This is a genomic window from Chitinophaga sp. S165 (assembly GCF_003182155.1).
GTDB lineage: Bacteria > Bacteroidota > Bacteroidia > Chitinophagales > Chitinophagaceae > Chitinophaga.
On the sequence record NZ_QGTG01000003.1, the window covers coordinates 632814 to 648051 of the forward strand.

Annotated in this window: 11 protein-coding genes; 5 read left to right on the top strand and 6 right to left on the bottom strand. The window is 42.8% G+C overall.

The window, feature by feature from the left end; all coding sequences use genetic code 11:
- Positions 1 to 3405: a SusC/RagA family TonB-linked outer membrane protein gene (locus C7475_RS16985; protein ID WP_110054571.1), complete on the bottom strand. Its 3405-nt coding sequence runs from the start codon at positions 3403 to 3405 to the stop codon at positions 1 to 3.
- Between the two features lie 695 nt (positions 3406 to 4100).
- On the opposite strand from C7475_RS16985, the gene C7475_RS16990 reads away from it, so the two are divergent.
- Positions 4101 to 4646, top strand: coding sequence for an RNA polymerase sigma-70 factor (locus C7475_RS16990; RefSeq protein ID WP_110054572.1), 546 nt, complete (start codon positions 4101 to 4103; stop codon positions 4644 to 4646).
- A gap of 59 nt (positions 4647 to 4705) precedes the next feature.
- Positions 4706 to 5827, top strand: a complete 1122-nt coding sequence (locus C7475_RS16995) for a FecR family protein (protein WP_110054573.1) — start codon at positions 4706 to 4708, stop codon at positions 5825 to 5827.
- A 245-nt stretch (positions 5828 to 6072) separates the two neighbouring features.
- Here C7475_RS16995 and C7475_RS17000 read toward each other — a convergent pair whose 3' ends face one another.
- Positions 6073 to 8514, bottom strand: a complete 2442-nt coding sequence (locus tag C7475_RS17000; protein ID WP_110054574.1) for a prolyl oligopeptidase family serine peptidase — start codon at positions 8512 to 8514, stop codon at positions 6073 to 6075.
- 79 nt (positions 8515 to 8593) lie between these two features.
- A complete protein-coding gene (locus C7475_RS17005) occupies positions 8594 to 8803 on the bottom strand; it encodes a hypothetical protein (RefSeq protein WP_146217577.1) in 210 nt (69 codons plus the stop codon).
- A gap of 293 nt (positions 8804 to 9096) precedes the next feature.
- On the opposite strand from C7475_RS17005, the gene C7475_RS17010 reads away from it, so the two are divergent.
- Together C7475_RS17010 and C7475_RS17015 are read left to right on the top strand one after the other, a co-directional pair.
- On the top strand, positions 9097 to 10908 hold the full coding sequence (locus C7475_RS17010; protein WP_110054576.1) for a glycoside hydrolase family 30 beta sandwich domain-containing protein: 1812 nt from the start codon (positions 9097 to 9099) through the stop codon (positions 10906 to 10908).
- A gap of 65 nt (positions 10909 to 10973) precedes the next feature.
- The gene (locus C7475_RS17015; RefSeq protein WP_158286525.1) at positions 10974 to 11870 is read left to right on the top strand and encodes an omptin family outer membrane protease; all 897 of its coding nucleotides are present in this window, start codon (positions 10974 to 10976) and stop codon (positions 11868 to 11870) included.
- Between the two features lie 21 nt (positions 11871 to 11891).
- Here C7475_RS17015 and C7475_RS17020 read toward each other — a convergent pair whose 3' ends face one another.
- Complete coding sequence (locus tag C7475_RS17020; protein ID WP_370445430.1) at positions 11892 to 13733, bottom strand: 7TM diverse intracellular signaling domain-containing protein; 1842 nt, start codon at positions 13731 to 13733, stop codon at positions 11892 to 11894.
- A 61-nt stretch (positions 13734 to 13794) separates the two neighbouring features.
- Between C7475_RS17020 and C7475_RS33010 the strand changes: the two genes are divergently transcribed.
- Entirely contained in the window at positions 13795 to 13953 is a 159-nt protein-coding gene (locus C7475_RS33010) for a hypothetical protein (RefSeq protein WP_158286526.1), read from the top strand.
- A gap of 128 nt (positions 13954 to 14081) precedes the next feature.
- On the opposite strand, the gene C7475_RS17025 is transcribed toward C7475_RS33010, so the two are convergent.
- Entirely contained in the window at positions 14082 to 14591 is a 510-nt protein-coding gene (locus C7475_RS17025) for an OsmC family protein (RefSeq protein ID WP_110054579.1), read from the bottom strand.
- A 33-nt stretch (positions 14592 to 14624) separates the two neighbouring features.
- Entirely contained in the window at positions 14625 to 15164 is a 540-nt protein-coding gene (locus C7475_RS17030; protein WP_110054580.1) for a carboxymuconolactone decarboxylase family protein, read from the bottom strand.
- Positions 15165 to 15238 lie beyond the last annotated feature (74 nt).

The window sequence follows — 15238 nt, forward strand, 5'->3', positions numbered from 1 at the left end:
TTAGAAATTAAGGTTTAGACCGACGGAATAAGACCGTTGATTGGGATAGGCGAATTTCGTCGACCCTCCAACAGATGTATTGTCAGGGTCTGGCCCTTTGAAACTACTTAGTAAGGCTACATTATGCGCCTGCACATAAAGTTTTAACATTTTGATAGAGATGCGCTGAGTAAGCCAGGGTGAAAACGTATATGTAAGTGAGACATTTTGTAATCGTAGATAATTGCCTTCATACAGGTATCTTGTTGATATTGAATTTCCTCTATCCCTATTATTCAAAAGGCGTCGTGGGTTAGGGACATTGTCACCAGGTTTCTTCCAGTAATTCAATGCGGATTTTGTTTGGTTTGCGTAAGGGTAAGTACCATCTGTTAACAAAGGCGAGGCGGCAGTGTTGTCATAAATACTTAATCCATACTGATAATAGAGCATTGCTGACAACTCAAATCCTTTGTAGATGAATGAATTAGTAATTGCTCCAAAAGCATCCGGTTGTGGTTTACCTACGAATTGTTTTGGTGCATCACTATATTTGCTGGTTGGCTTACCATCTTTTCCTATCCATTGAGGCAGTCCGGTTTCAGTATTGACGCCGGCCCAGACTGGCATATAAAACGAGTTGAAGTTTCGGCCTTCTTCATTTCCCAATACGGATCCACTTATCTCACTCAGGCTTACATTGGCTTTAATTAATTTATTTTGATTAGTGCTCCAGTTTGCATTAAAGTTCCATTTAAAATTATTAGTACGGACAATGATTGAATTTAGTGATATTTCTATTCCTTTATTTTCCATATCACCTATATTGGCCAGCACATTGCTATATCCTGATATTGATCCTAAGTTAATCTGATATATTAATCCCGATGTTTTCTTATTGTATATATCAAAAGTGAACCCTACACGTTCATTAAAAAAACGTGTTTCCATACCAGCATCCCAACTGAACGTTTGTTCCCAACGGATATTAGGGTTACCGGGACTATTTAAAGACTGAACGCCGGAGTTGCCCTGGTAGTTTATTATGGCAATTCGTTCGAACCGGGTAAATGCATCTATAGCAGATGAGTTGCCCGCAGCCCCAAAGCTAGCCCTGATTTTAAGATAGTCCATCCACGGTAAGGTTTCTTTTGTGAAACGTTCGCCAGACGCTACCCAGCCGCCGCCTACAGACCAATAATTGCCCCATCTTTGTTGGGTGCCGAACTTTGAGGAACCGTCCCGTCTTAAACTTGCGGACAACAAATATTTATTGTCGTAGGAGAAGTTAGCCTGTCCAAACATTGATAACAGTGTCTGTCTGGAAGATTGCCCCGTAATATTGCTCATTTTATATCCCGGGCTGTTGAGTTCATCATAGTACGGCAGTGTTTCCGTACCACCGGTAGCTTCCGCACCAAGCATGCGTTGTATCAATATTTGTGACTCCTGTCCTAGTACTACATTGACGTTCATTTTATCGTTCAATGACCTGTCATATCTAATTGTATTTGTTGATATGATATTTGTTCTTCGGGTGTCTAGTTCGGATATTCTCGGGAGGGGCGTGCCGGATGTACTGGAATAGAATCTCGGATCATTTTTTTCCTTGTTTTCAGCAAACATTACATCCGCGCCGAGATTTGCTGATAAGGTAAAATATTTTAGAAATGAGAGTTCCGCATATCCTTTTGCCAATCCTCTATATGCCGTATTACGATTGATATTGAAATCAGCTTCCGCGACAGGATTCACATAGGACCCGGTGAGCGCACCATATGGATATATAAAACGGTAACTGCCATCATCAAAACGAATGGGATTTAGTGGGGAAGCTACTGATGACGCACCGAAAGAACTAATTGCTTCTAGACCGTTGGCGTAATTTTGCTGCGTATAGGAAAGGGCGCTATTTAATCCAAATTTCAGGATTTGTGAAGGACGATTTTCAAAGTTAAACCGTAGTGATTTTCTATTGAAATCAGTTCCTTTAACAATACCGTCCTGTTTTGTATATTCCAGGTTGAGATAAAAGTTGGATGTTCCACTACCACCGGAGACGGATAGCTCGTTTGAGATAGTAGCCGCATTTCCATCATAGATTTCCGATTTGAAGTCCGGTTCGGGATAGAATATTGTCTCTCCCGATGCATTCTTTGTTGTTGGAAACTTCTTGTACAGATCCTGTTTTATCTTTTCGTCTGTCCAAAGTGTTGAGTCTGTATTCCTGTAAGTGTCAAACAAAAGCTTTAAATACTCGTCTTTTGAGAGTAAATTTGTTTTGCTATTGAGTGGATTGGAGAAATCAGTTTGATGCCTAAAGCTGTATGTAGTCTTGCCAGATTTACCTCGCTTGGTCGTTACCAGAATAACGCCATTGCTCGCTTTGGAACCATACAATGCAATGGCGGCAGCGTCTTTCAATACTGATATGCTTGCAATATCAGAAGGGTTGAGTTGCGACATTGGATTGGAGATAGGGGTGACGTTAGCTCCGATCTTTTGTTGGAACTGATCCTGTGTTACTGGAATTCCATCGATGACTATCAACGGGTTCCTGATAGTTTGGCCGTTAAGAGCGCTACTGCCCGTTGATATGCCGCGAATTACCATATTAGCCAGACCTGCACCGGGCTGGCCGCTTCCTCCCGTAACTAACAAGCCAGGGACAAGCCCCTGAAGTGATTTATCAAGACTTCTGTTGGGCAAATTTTGTATGTCCTTGCCCTTCACGACTGTGATAGCGCCAGTATTATTGCGGATTGTGGTAGTATTATAGGCTACAACTACCGCTTCGTCCAGGTCTCCGACGGCTTGTTTAAGCTGTATGCTTATAAATGAGTTACCGGTTAAGGCTACCTCTTTCATTTCATATCCAATAAGTGAAATGCTAAGGGTCGCATTCTCCAAAACTGATGCAAGCACGAATTGACCTTGTCCATCAGCCGAAACCCCTCTTCGCGTACCTTTAACCATAACCGTAGCTCCCGGTAGTGCATTTCCCTTTCCATCGGTTATCCTTCCGGAAATAGAAACGGTACCGGCACTTGCAGAATCTTCCGATATCCTCGTATTATTAACAGGAAATTCGCTCTTCTTCCTAATAGTAATCGCATTGCCTTTATAACTAAAACTAACGCCCTTACCAGAGAACAATTTTGAAAGAAATTCATCGACCTCCTGATTAATAAATCTTCCGCTGATGCGTTCACGTTCATTTACATCTTCATTATGATATACAAACTCATAACCTGTTTGCCGCGTCACGCTTAAGAGAATTTCCCTTAAAGGCGTTTGGTTTGCAATGATGGTAACTTTTTTGCCGGCCTTGGCAGGATGGGCTTGTGTTAATAAGCCGATGTGCAACAATAACAGACACATGACTAATCTGTTGACTGCAGGATACCCCTTTAGAATTCTACTCATAAGTAATAGTTGATTATTTGGTTTTTACCCGATATAATAATGAACGTCCCCGCGACAATCGATAAACTGTTTTTCGACTTATCTTAAATTGGCATAACTGACGAATACATTAGCTAGTAGATCTTGATATAATAATTGATAGTTTATATGATAGTACACTCACACAACGGAATCCTTTAGTTGGATTACCTTTTATTAACCCCTATAACATTAAGGCCGGAAACTGAAATAAAGGGGGTATACCCCATTTCAAAAAATAATTGTCTATTCTTTTGTGATACGATGTGGGATATCTATGGAATCCTTACTGGTAAAGAGTTTTAGTAGGAATGTGGGTCGAGTTGGGAAAGTCGAGTTAACAAAAGCGTAACATTGGCACGCGAATCTGATATCGTTAACCTGTCATTAACTGAATTGTCCGGGCAAATTTGTTAATTGCAACGACGAATACATTCGATATTTTCAAATCGCCAAGGGCGTAATGAAAAACTGTGCTTTAGTTCGCTTATATCAAATCTGGGGCTGACAATAGGAACCATTCCTTGGCGGAAGAGGCCTGCTATTGGAATTCTGGTTAACATTTCTTTACTTTTGCTGTCTCATCCAATCGTTTGCTGTTAAACCCGCCAATCCTACATCAGAGTTTAATAAACACAAAGGGCTGATTAACAAATAGTGGTTTTCAAGAAATTGCAATGGACACATTGAATGACAATGAACTGTTCCTCCTTATAAAAGAAGGAGACGAAAAAGCCTTTACTATCTTGTTTCATCGCTACTGGACGCGTATGTGCCTGGGAGCACATACCTTCATGAAAAATGAAGCTGATGCGGGCGATGTTGTGCAAGAGGTATTCCTCTGGCTTTGGCAAAATCGGGAGACAGTTGTTATCAACACTACATTAAAAGGATATCTATTGCAGGCTGTTCGTAATAAATGCATTAACAAATTGGATAAAGAAGCGACTGATCAAAAACGACGTAAACAATATGCCTACCTTAAAGAAACTATGGTAACGGCCGTTCCCATAGAAAATTCAGAACTGCGGCTTACACTCAATTCGGCCATTGGCGAGTTGGGAGTAGCTAGCCGGACAGCCTTTGAAATGATATATATAGAGCGTAAAAGCCAAAAGGAAGCTGCCTTAGAGTTGGGTATCAGTGCCGCAACTGTTAAAACACAGGTTCGTAACGTACTTCGCATTTTGAGGAAGAAATTAAAAAAAATCAATGAAATTTAGCTTTCTCCTATACCCCCTTTCTTCCATTTTCATGCCTTATAGTTATATGTTAATTTAATATGAATTTTGATCCGGAATACTTAAAGGAATTGGTGCTTGATAAGATCGCAGGCACCATAGATGAGGAGTCTGATCTTTTCCTGAGAGAACTCATTGCAGAAGACCCAGAGGCACTTAAGATCTATCGATCACTTCATGAGCAATATAAGCCAGAGGACCTCCGCAGAATAGAAGAATTGGCGCCAGCCTATGAGGCGGCTGTATGGCAAACAATTCATAGGCGCAAATCCCGGCAATTATGGTTGCGTGCGAGTGTTGGGGTTGCTGCAGCAATCGCCGTTTTCTTAGGAGTATATCTATCGTGGTTTTCCAGGTCGCCGTCATTTAAAAGTGGGCAAGTAGCTAGCCATATCAGCAAACAAATCATATTGCGCCTGCCCGGTGAAGAAGTCATTGACCTTAGTGGAAGTCAGGGGGAGATGAAGGTGGGCAGTACTCATCTTAATAATATCAACAAAACCTTGACTTATTCCAGTGCTGTGGCCGACAATAAAACAGCTATTCTTACTGTTCCACCGGGAAAGGATTATGTCGTACGGTTAGATGACGGAACGGAAATACAGCTAAATGCAGCTACGCGCCTTGAATTTCCTCTGAAGTTCTCAGGAGCGACCAGGGAGATAGTAGTCGATGGTGAGGCCTATATAAAGGTCGCAAAAGATGAAAAGCGGCCTTTTATCGTCAATTTATCACATAGTCAGGTGCAGGTGCTGGGTACAGAATTCAACGTTAATACCTATGATGCCGGGCAGGAGAAAGTTGCTTTGGTTGAAGGAGCTGTTAAGATGATTACAAAGGAGAATAGCCTGGTGCTCACTCCGGGAAATGAGGGCACCTATACAAAAGACAAAGGGATAGAAGTAGACCGATTTAGTACACGCGACTGTTTGAGCTGGCGTAAGGGGCTATACTTCTTTCATAACGCTACATTCGAAGAGGTCAGTAAGATCTTACCACGCTGGTTTGGAGTTGAGGTAATTATCCAAAATCATGAAACAGGTAACAGCAGATTCACCGGTTTTATTGATAGAAATGCACCAATTGCACAATCATTGGACCTTTTAAAAGAGACTAACGCCTTCAATTATGTTATAAGTGGTGATACTGTGCTGATCCGTTAAAGACGCCAGTATGTATTCTTCTAAACAAGATATTTTTATACAGTTGTAGTCAGGCTAACGGAGCAGCCATTCCAGAAGGTTATATACAAGAAAGACCGGTGGTAAACTACAAGATTTATTCGCAGTTGTAACGAAAAGATATTGCAATAAACGCAAAAAGGATAGTGATCACTATCCTTTTTGCGTTAGGGACTGGAGCTTATTGATAATCGCGATAGAATGACTGCGTTATTATATTCGGCCAACTAAAATGCATTCTTAGCAGTAGCCGGAGTACTATCCTTTTCACCATGTTTTACATATTTATCCAGCCAGGTATTCTGTTCGTACAACATATGCAGCAGGTTTTCCTTCCCTTTGTATCCATGCGCTTCATAGGGTAAAATGACGAATCGTATGGTACCGCCATGTCCTTTCACCGCATTGAATAGGCGCTCGCTTTGAATAGGGAAGGTACCCGAGTTATCATCCATTTCGCCATGAATGAGTAGTAAAGGTGTTTTGATCTTATCTGCGTAGCTGAATGGGCTCATGGCGCTGTATAGTTCCGGCGCTTCCCAATAGGTGCGGTCTTCGTTCTGGAAACCGAAGGGTGTAAGGCTACGATTATAGGCGCCACTGCGGGCAATACCAGCTTTAAACAGGTTAGTATGCGCCAGCAGATTTGCGGTCATAAAAGCACCATAACTATGCCCGCCGATAGCTACACGGTTCCTATCTCCAACACCCATTTCTGCCAGTTTGTTGATGGCTGCTTCGGCATTCATACGCAATTGGTCGGTGAAGTTATCGTTGGGCTTCTTAGACGAATCAGTAGCTACAATGGGCATTTCGGTATTGTCAAGCACTGCATAACCCTGTGTTACCCAAAATACAGGACCTCCATAACTAACCATCGTAAAGCGGTATTGTGAACCACGAATCTGTGCTGCATCGGCTGCATTGTTGAACTCTCTCGGATATGCCCACATTAACACGGGCAATGGGCCGTCTTTTTTAGGATCATAATTTTTAGGTAGATAGAGGTCGCCCGTGAGATCTACACCGTCGGCTCTTTTATAACTGATCTTTTGTTTACTGATGTTCTCAAGCTGCGGATAAGGATTGGTAAAATTAGTGATGGCTCTATCAGCCGAACGCAATACCAGGTTTTTGATATAATAGTTCGGCATTTCTTTCTGAGACTCGCGGCGGGTCAATAGTACCAGTTTATCAGCATTGATCACATCGGTCACCATTTCAAAAGTTCCTTCCGGACAACGCCAGATGATCTCATTCTGTTTGGTAGCCAGATCGAATTTGGCGATGAATGGCAGATCGCCTTTGGGGGAACTGCCTACCGGATTATTCATTAGCAGCTTAGTGCCATTGTCAACGAGTTTGATCACCTGTTGACCATATTTGTTTTTTTCCGTTACCGGTATACCGGGATTGTTATAGGCATCAGTAGTATTACGTTCCAGCAGTGTTTCCAGTTTACCGGTAGATGGGTTGTAACGACTCAGGCGTGTGCTTTGTTTGCTTTGCAAACGTTCGATCAGAAGTGCTACATGCTCATTGCCCCAACTGATCCCACTGTAACGCCAGCTTGTTTTAAACAGTTCTTTAGCTTCGCCGGTGAAGGGTGCGCTGAGCGTATATACTGCATCATGGTAATCTGTTTTGCTTTTGTAAATACCACTGTCGAGTGGCACACACCAGGTAATGGTGGCAGGTTCATCACTCCGCCATTCAAAAGAACGTGGTGCGTTCAAAACATTGTCGTATCCGGAAGGCGATAATTCTGTTGAAGGTAACATGGCTATCACTTTCACGATTTTACCAGTGACGTCAGTGATATTGACGCTGGAGTTGAATCCATTAGCGGGCACCAGGTACGAGAAAGGCTTGTTAATGACACGCGTGAGCAAATACTTCTTGTCAGGCGATAAACTAAAGGTGTTATAGATGGCCGGTTGTCCAATTTTGGTTTCTACACCGTTCACATTTTTCACCAGTTGCACGGTTGAATAGAAGGCGAACAATTTTTCGTCATAAGGAGATTTGATAAGGTCCTGGTAAGTACGGCTAGGCGCTATTTTACCGAGATTTTGCTGAATGGTCGGACCGGAGGGCATTAATGACCGGATGGGAGCTGCCGTAGCGGGCTGCAGAATTGTTTTATACAATAAAGTATTATTGTCCATCCATATAAAATCCTGCCCCAGTATTACATTCAGCGCCTGTTTATTTACCCTGGTAGCCCTACGCGTGCTAATGTCGATCACATAAAGGTCAACTGCTTTGTTAGTCGTATTGATGAATGCTATCTTTTTTTCATTTGGACTCCATACCACATTACCGGCAAGCATGCCGGCGGGTAATCCGGCGACAGGATATTCCTTGTTGGAGTTGAGGTCTTTCAGCTTGAAGTTATTGATGAAATTCTGCCGGCTCAAAGCATAGTTGTTGGGATTGATGCGTTGTCCGGCTATACGAAGTTCCGGCTGCGCCAGTTCTTCTACCGAAGGATAACTGTTGCGTTCCATTAGTAGCATCCAGTTTCCCTGACCATCAATGCTTACGGCAGGTGCGGGCTTAGCAAGTAGCAGATCTGCGATCTCTTTGGGTGGCATCTTGTACCCGTCTTCCTGGGCAAAGCAAGTCTGCACAATAAAAGTTAAGATAAGCAAAAGGGTTGTTCTCATAAGTGACAATTTTGGTTGAATCAATACAATTTAGGGTTGAAAGGTCATAAGTGAAGCGCAAAAAGTATGAATGGAAATATTAGATGAGCACCTCTTGCTCTGGTTCAATTAATGCCGGAAAATGGCCGGTAGACCACGCACGTGATTCAACTGGTGAGCTTCCGATGCAGTCTTTTATAGTCCTAAAGGAATAAATTAAATGTTTTTTAAGTGTATTAAAAGCATCACCGCTCCAGAAATCCCCAAATCTAAAATGATGTTTTTCAATAGTTACTTCTTTTTGCAGCATGTGACTTAAGTGAATTAAAATGCCCTGTGTATTGTTGATAATCATTTGGTTGTGAGGATATTTGCTTGTTTTATTGACTTATATTTCGATAAATTTGATCATCCAGGAACAGAATGACCACCTGTTATCCTGATATATTGAGCAAATTATCTGTGCGCTGATATCCCTCAAAGACCAGGATTGTGAAGATCAATTTGTGCCCAGTAACCATAAACATCAAAACCTATGACTTAGTAAACCTTGCCGGACTAAAAATCAAATCAGCCAATTTTTAACCAGTAAAAATCCACAAAATGAGGAAAATTTATCTTCGGCTTGCCGCCGCAGGCATGCTTTGTATTGCATTTTATGCATGTAAAAAGAATATTTACAAGCCCGACGACGCTGATGTCAGCATGACAACTGCCAGGGCTAATGAATCGGTAAGTATCTGGATGACGACAGGTAACCAGAGTCAACTTCTGCAGCAACAGGGCAATGTTACATTCGCGCCCGATGCCGGAACCGGAGGCACAACAATTACAGTAAATGAAGGGGCTACCTATCAGGATATCGATGGGTTCGGGTACACACTTACCCAGGCCAGTGCCAAGTTAATCAGCAATTTATCTGCGAGCGCACAAAGTTCATTATTAAATGAGCTTTTCAGTCCTTCGGGTGGTATAGGCATTTCGGTTGTCCGCATAGGCGTGGGCGCCACCGACCTGAGTGATTATTCGTACACCTATCGAGACGGTGCGTCATTTAGCTTGTCTGGTCCGGACATGACCTACACTATTCCCATATTGAAAAAGATCCTCGCTATCAATCCGGCTATCAAAATAATGGCGACACCGTGGACCGCACCCCGGTGGATGAAAACGAACGGATCTTTTATTGGAGGTACGCTTAAAGGGGAAAACTACGAGAGCTACGGGCAATACTGGCTGGATTATATGAATGCTATGAGGGCACAGGGTATCGAAATATGGGCCCTGACGCCTCAGAACGAGCCGCTGAATCCTCATAATGAGCCGAGCATGACGCTGAGCAAAGAAAACGAACTGGGACTGATAAACGACTTTATTGGTCCTAAATTACGCGGCGCAGGCTTTAACTGTAAGATAATCTGCTACGACCACAATTGTGATAACACCGAGTTCCCTATATATGTAGCGAATAACAGTACTTATGTGGATGGCTCTGCGTTTCACCTGTATGGCGGAAATATCTCTGCTATGACAACGGTAAAGAATGCTACCAACAAGAATGTTTATTTCACAGAACAGTATACTTCTACAGGCGGTAGCTTTTCCGGAGATCTGTCATGGCACATACAAAATGTAGTTATCGGATCAATAAACAACTGGGCGAAAACGGTGTTGGAATGGAACCTGGTGAGCGATTCACAAGGAGGTCCTCACACGCCAGGAGGCAGCAATGTATCGATGGGTGCCGTGACTATCGACGGAGGTACCATTACAAGAAGAGTTGGATATTACATCATAGCGCACGTTTCTAAATTCGTTCAACCCGGAGCTGTACGTATTTCATCTAACAGTTCAGGAAATATCCAAACTACTGCTTTTAAGAACAGCGATGGTTCTAAGGTGTTGCTTGCCTTTAATAATGGTTCATCAAACGTTTCATTTAAAGTAAAATGGGGTAACCAGTCTTTTACCTACTCTTTACCAGGCGGAGCTGCGGCTACGTTCAAATGGGCTGGAGGGACTACTACTCCGAACGCTCCTATAGGTCAGGACATTACCCTGAAGGGCTTTAATAATATGTATGTAAGCAGCGAGAACGGCACGCAGCCAATGAACTGTAACAGGCCTACTGCATCAGGATGGGAGACCTTTACAGTGGTTGATGCTGGTGGAGGTAAGATCGCACTTCGCTCCCAGGGAAAATATGTATCATCAGAGAACGGGACGCAAGCTATCACCTGTAATCGCCTTACTATCGGAGACTGGGAGAAATTTGATTGGCTGGTTAACGGCGATGGCAAAATATCGCTAAGAGGAAGTAATGGCATGTATGTATGCTCCGAAAACGGAACGCAGGCAATGACCTGTAACCGTCCGACAGTATCCGGTTGGGAAGCATTCGGCGTAAATCAGTAATCTAATCTGTTAAACTTAGTTTACCCGCCCTGGTTTAGTACCGGGCGGGTAAATCAATTATGCATATGAAGTCCTTTCTGCTCAATGTCATATTTCTGTTCAGTTTTGTAGCTGTCAATGCACAATACAGCTCGCCCGTGATGGAGGTAGCATTGTCCGGCGGTTATCAGACGGCCGATCTGCGATGGTCGATAGCAGGGAATGGAAGCGGACAATCACCCAATATACTTTCTGAAGTGAAATGGCATGCGTTAAGCGGTCCTTCCCTAGACGCCAGAGGACGGTTTAATGTCACAAACCGGTTGTTTATTACAGGTGAAGTATCAAAATGCTTCATTAAAGCAGGGAATGCTACAGATACTGATTATGCAGATGATGATCGTGGATTACCAACGTATTCGGCACAACTGGATGCTGATGAGGGCCGCCTATCGGCTGTTCGCTTTTATGGAGGATATAATTTTCTGCAACGTGCCGGATTGCGTATCACCGTTTTTGTGGGATATGCTGAAAATAGGGAGTTTTTATTCCTGCTAAACCATGCTCAATATATTCCGGGAGAGAGAAATCTCCGATGTACTTATAATACCAGCTGGAAAGGGATTTCTGGCGGGCTATCCGGCCGTTACAGGGCAACTTCATGGTTAGAACTAACAGGAGAGCTGCAATACAGCCAGATGAACTATAAGGCCACTGCAGACTGGAATCTGATCGACGCCTTTCAGCACCCTGTCAGTTTTAAGCAGGAGGCCAGGGGATTTGATCTTAAGATGTCAGTAACATGTGCCTTCCGTCTCAGAAGTTATCTGTCACTATTTACGTCAGGAACATATAGTCGCGCTGAAACCGGGACAGGTACAGATGAATTGTTCCTTGAATCCGGAGCTGTTCAGACTACACAATTTAATGGTGCATTTACACACGCGAAGAAAATTGCAATTGGGGCGCTTGTTCAATTTTGAAATGAAGGGATATAATGACTGTTATGTCTTCATTATCAAATCGGTCCAACTTGCTTTTTTATTCTTTCTAGAAGCACCGCCCTCCGTATCAAGCAGGTTTTTTACACGCGTGGCGTATGCCCAACAAGTACCCTGGCGCATATCAGTCTTTTCTGAGATCTGGTACGATGAGATATTTCCTTTGGTAGTAAATACCAGATATACGATGTAGAAAGCTTTATTTATCGGTATCCTGTTGTTTTCAAATATGGTATCATGCATCGGTGATTCTTCATAAGCACATTTGTTACACCGGCGGCTGAATGGTTTACGCCCATTGCTGTAATTGGTATAACCGCACTTTCTACATTCAAACCCTTTACTCCATTTTAAATCGGCGAGGAACCTGTAGCATTTTTCCTGATCAGGATATTTCTGACTGAATTCTTCAAACGTAAGCTCAGCAGATTTAATACGTGCATCGGTGATCTTTTCGATATTAGTTTTAAGTTCAGCATTATCTTTTTCAAGCAGCCGATTCATTCGCGCGATCTCCAGGGCTTGTTCTTGTATCTCCCTGGACTGACGCTCAAGCTCTTTTGTGCGCGCTGCTACCTGTTCTTCCAATTGCTGATTGACGGATGCCTGTAGCTTCAGATTATTTTGCATGTGATAGAAGGCGTCATCCTGCGCCTGTTTCTTCTCCTTTCTGAAAAGCCTTACCTGGTCGCCAATAGAAAAGGATAACAATATCATTTCCATCGCAAAACCAAGCACCATACTGTAATGACCGGGTACAGCCGAAATACCTTTTACAAGGCCTAATACAGTTGTAAGCTTGACAATAGCGCCAATAAAAAGGAAGGCATTACCCAATACGAAGAAACGTGCAGGTTTAAAACCCTTACACCAAATAACAAAGCCGGAGAGGAATGCAGTAAAGAGTGGTATAAAATCCAGGAATTTATATATGAACCATTCTCTTTTGATAAACACGCAGATCACAAAATAAATGGTACGTATGATGATGATCCAGTTGATCAACTTATAGAGCGGAGGACTTTGCCTTTTTACCCGTAACAGCGTTCTGGCAAAAATGAGTGCGAATATACTCATGCAATATAGGGAGATGCCATACATATATTCATTCAATTCCGGTATACCTGGCCATATGAACTGGAAGGCAATGCCGTCTGTGCTCATCTCATAGACACCAACGCTTACAATGTACAGCACATAATAAAGATAGTGACTGAGACGGGTTGCCAACAGCATCAGCAGATTGTATAAACAGAAAACGAGTATCATACCGTAGAACAATCCATAAGTTATATATTCGACCAGCGCGTAGTTAATGAACCGTTCTACCGTGCGGTAAACCATAATGAAGTTGACTTCGTTTAAGGATTTTATCCTCACATAATAAACGTAAGAACCCTTAGAGAGATCAGGTATAAGGAACTCGAAATTTTTGTGCCGGTAAAGCCTGTTTCTAAAGTTTTTGCCTGCTCCCGAATAGGCCGCTATATACCGACCCCCGGCATGAGGTAAATAAAGCGTTATCTCGTCGATAGTCTGGTCAAAGAATTCGATTAAGCCCTGATTCTTTGCGATGGAATCTGAAACTATGACCCGCACCTTGAACCAGTATACTGACCGGGGATTAAAGTTCTTTGGATAGTAGCTGGTATTGGGCTGAAATGCACCTGCTGCATCCCGGGTCCTCACCTCGTTGAAATTCATGGTTCCGGAGCGATCTTCCAACCAACTTATTTCGTCATGGGTAAAGATATACTCGGCAGTGGTGTGATCAATATATGCTGGCCGCTGCGCTTTTATACACGTTAGAAAGCAGCAGCAGAATAATGCTGTCAGATAAGCTATTGAAGATGAACTAAAGCTGGTCATTTTTGAAGCGAGGTGGAATTTTGGTTAAATGAACTACATGTGGAACATAGGTGTACGTTTGACAGGTCTGACGTGGAATAATAGCCACTGGTTAAGTGCTATATTGATAGTAACTGGTTTTGGTCTGGCTAAAGTTAACAAAGTATCCTCTTATTTATTAAGGGGAATGCAGAAAAAATCAGGCAGTGATCTGTAGGGTAGGGGGATTAGAAAAACGGCCTCATAAGCCGGGAACTGATGGTACCGACCATCTTAGGCGTTTTGTTTCACCAGCCGGTTACGAAGTCCATAGATGGTCGGTATGATCCTTTCGGGGTGTCGTTACTAAGCAGTAAATTTCTTCGTGTCATCTGTGGAAGCCTCATCCGATGGAGGATAGTTTCCCATACCTGCTGATACAGCTGGATCGTCAGACAACTTTGTATTTATATTGATCTCCCCTTGCAGCAACCTTGCAACAGGACAATTCATGGCGATCCAAAGCAGCCGTTCCTTTTGTGCTTCGGTCACAGGCTGACCAAACGAGAGCGTCCTGAAAATCGAGGTCTTGAATGGCTCTGTTTGTTGGATCATATTTACCGAACAATGTATGTCTGTGATGTTCCATCCTTTCTCTTTAACATACATGCGTAGTGTTGTCAATGTACAGCCTATCAGTCCGGATAGCACCGTTGTAAACGGATCGGGACCGATGTCGTGACCGCCGTTGAACGTAGGTTCATCGAGTATCAGCTGACCTGCCCGCCAGTTAATGATAACTTCCTGACGGTCTTTAACGAGATCTCCAGTGATATCTTTCGGGAACAGACGTAGCGTTTGCTTTTTACGTATCATATTCTGCAGATTTTGGAAAATTGTTAGTTCGTCTTAGGAAATTTGTACTGTTACGTGTGGAAAGTCGATAGGGACGTTTGTAATTGCATATAATAAATTAAGCGTGGTGATGTTGCCAACAGCAAGTACAACGTCCACCAGGTGCCCCTGATCATATCCGGCTTCGTAGAAGTCTAACAGAACGGACCCGGAGATATGCCCTTTTGTGAACGCAATGTTATGTGCCAAAGCTGCAATAGCTTTCAAGTTATGATCAAACTGAACGTTGTTGGCACGTATCTCCAATATCTGTTCATTATTAAAACCAATACGTTCAGCTACTGCGCTATGAACGCTAAGACAATATGGACATTGATTGACCTGGCTTACGACGAGGTTTATCACTTCCCGCTCGCGATATGTCAACGAGTTCTTTTGTATGAAGTAATTGAAGTAGTTCTCAAGGCCGTTTTCGCTGCTGGTAAAGGCCAATAGGATATTCGGGACTTTGCCGAAAATGTCTTTCAGCTCATCAAAGATTCTTTTGTTTGTTTCCGAAACGTTTTGTTCGTCCGGCATTAAAAACTTGTTCATAAAAAATAGTAATTAGAAAGAGTTATTGCCTGCGTTTATTTGTGTGCCGGCAGGATCGATTCCGTTAAAACATT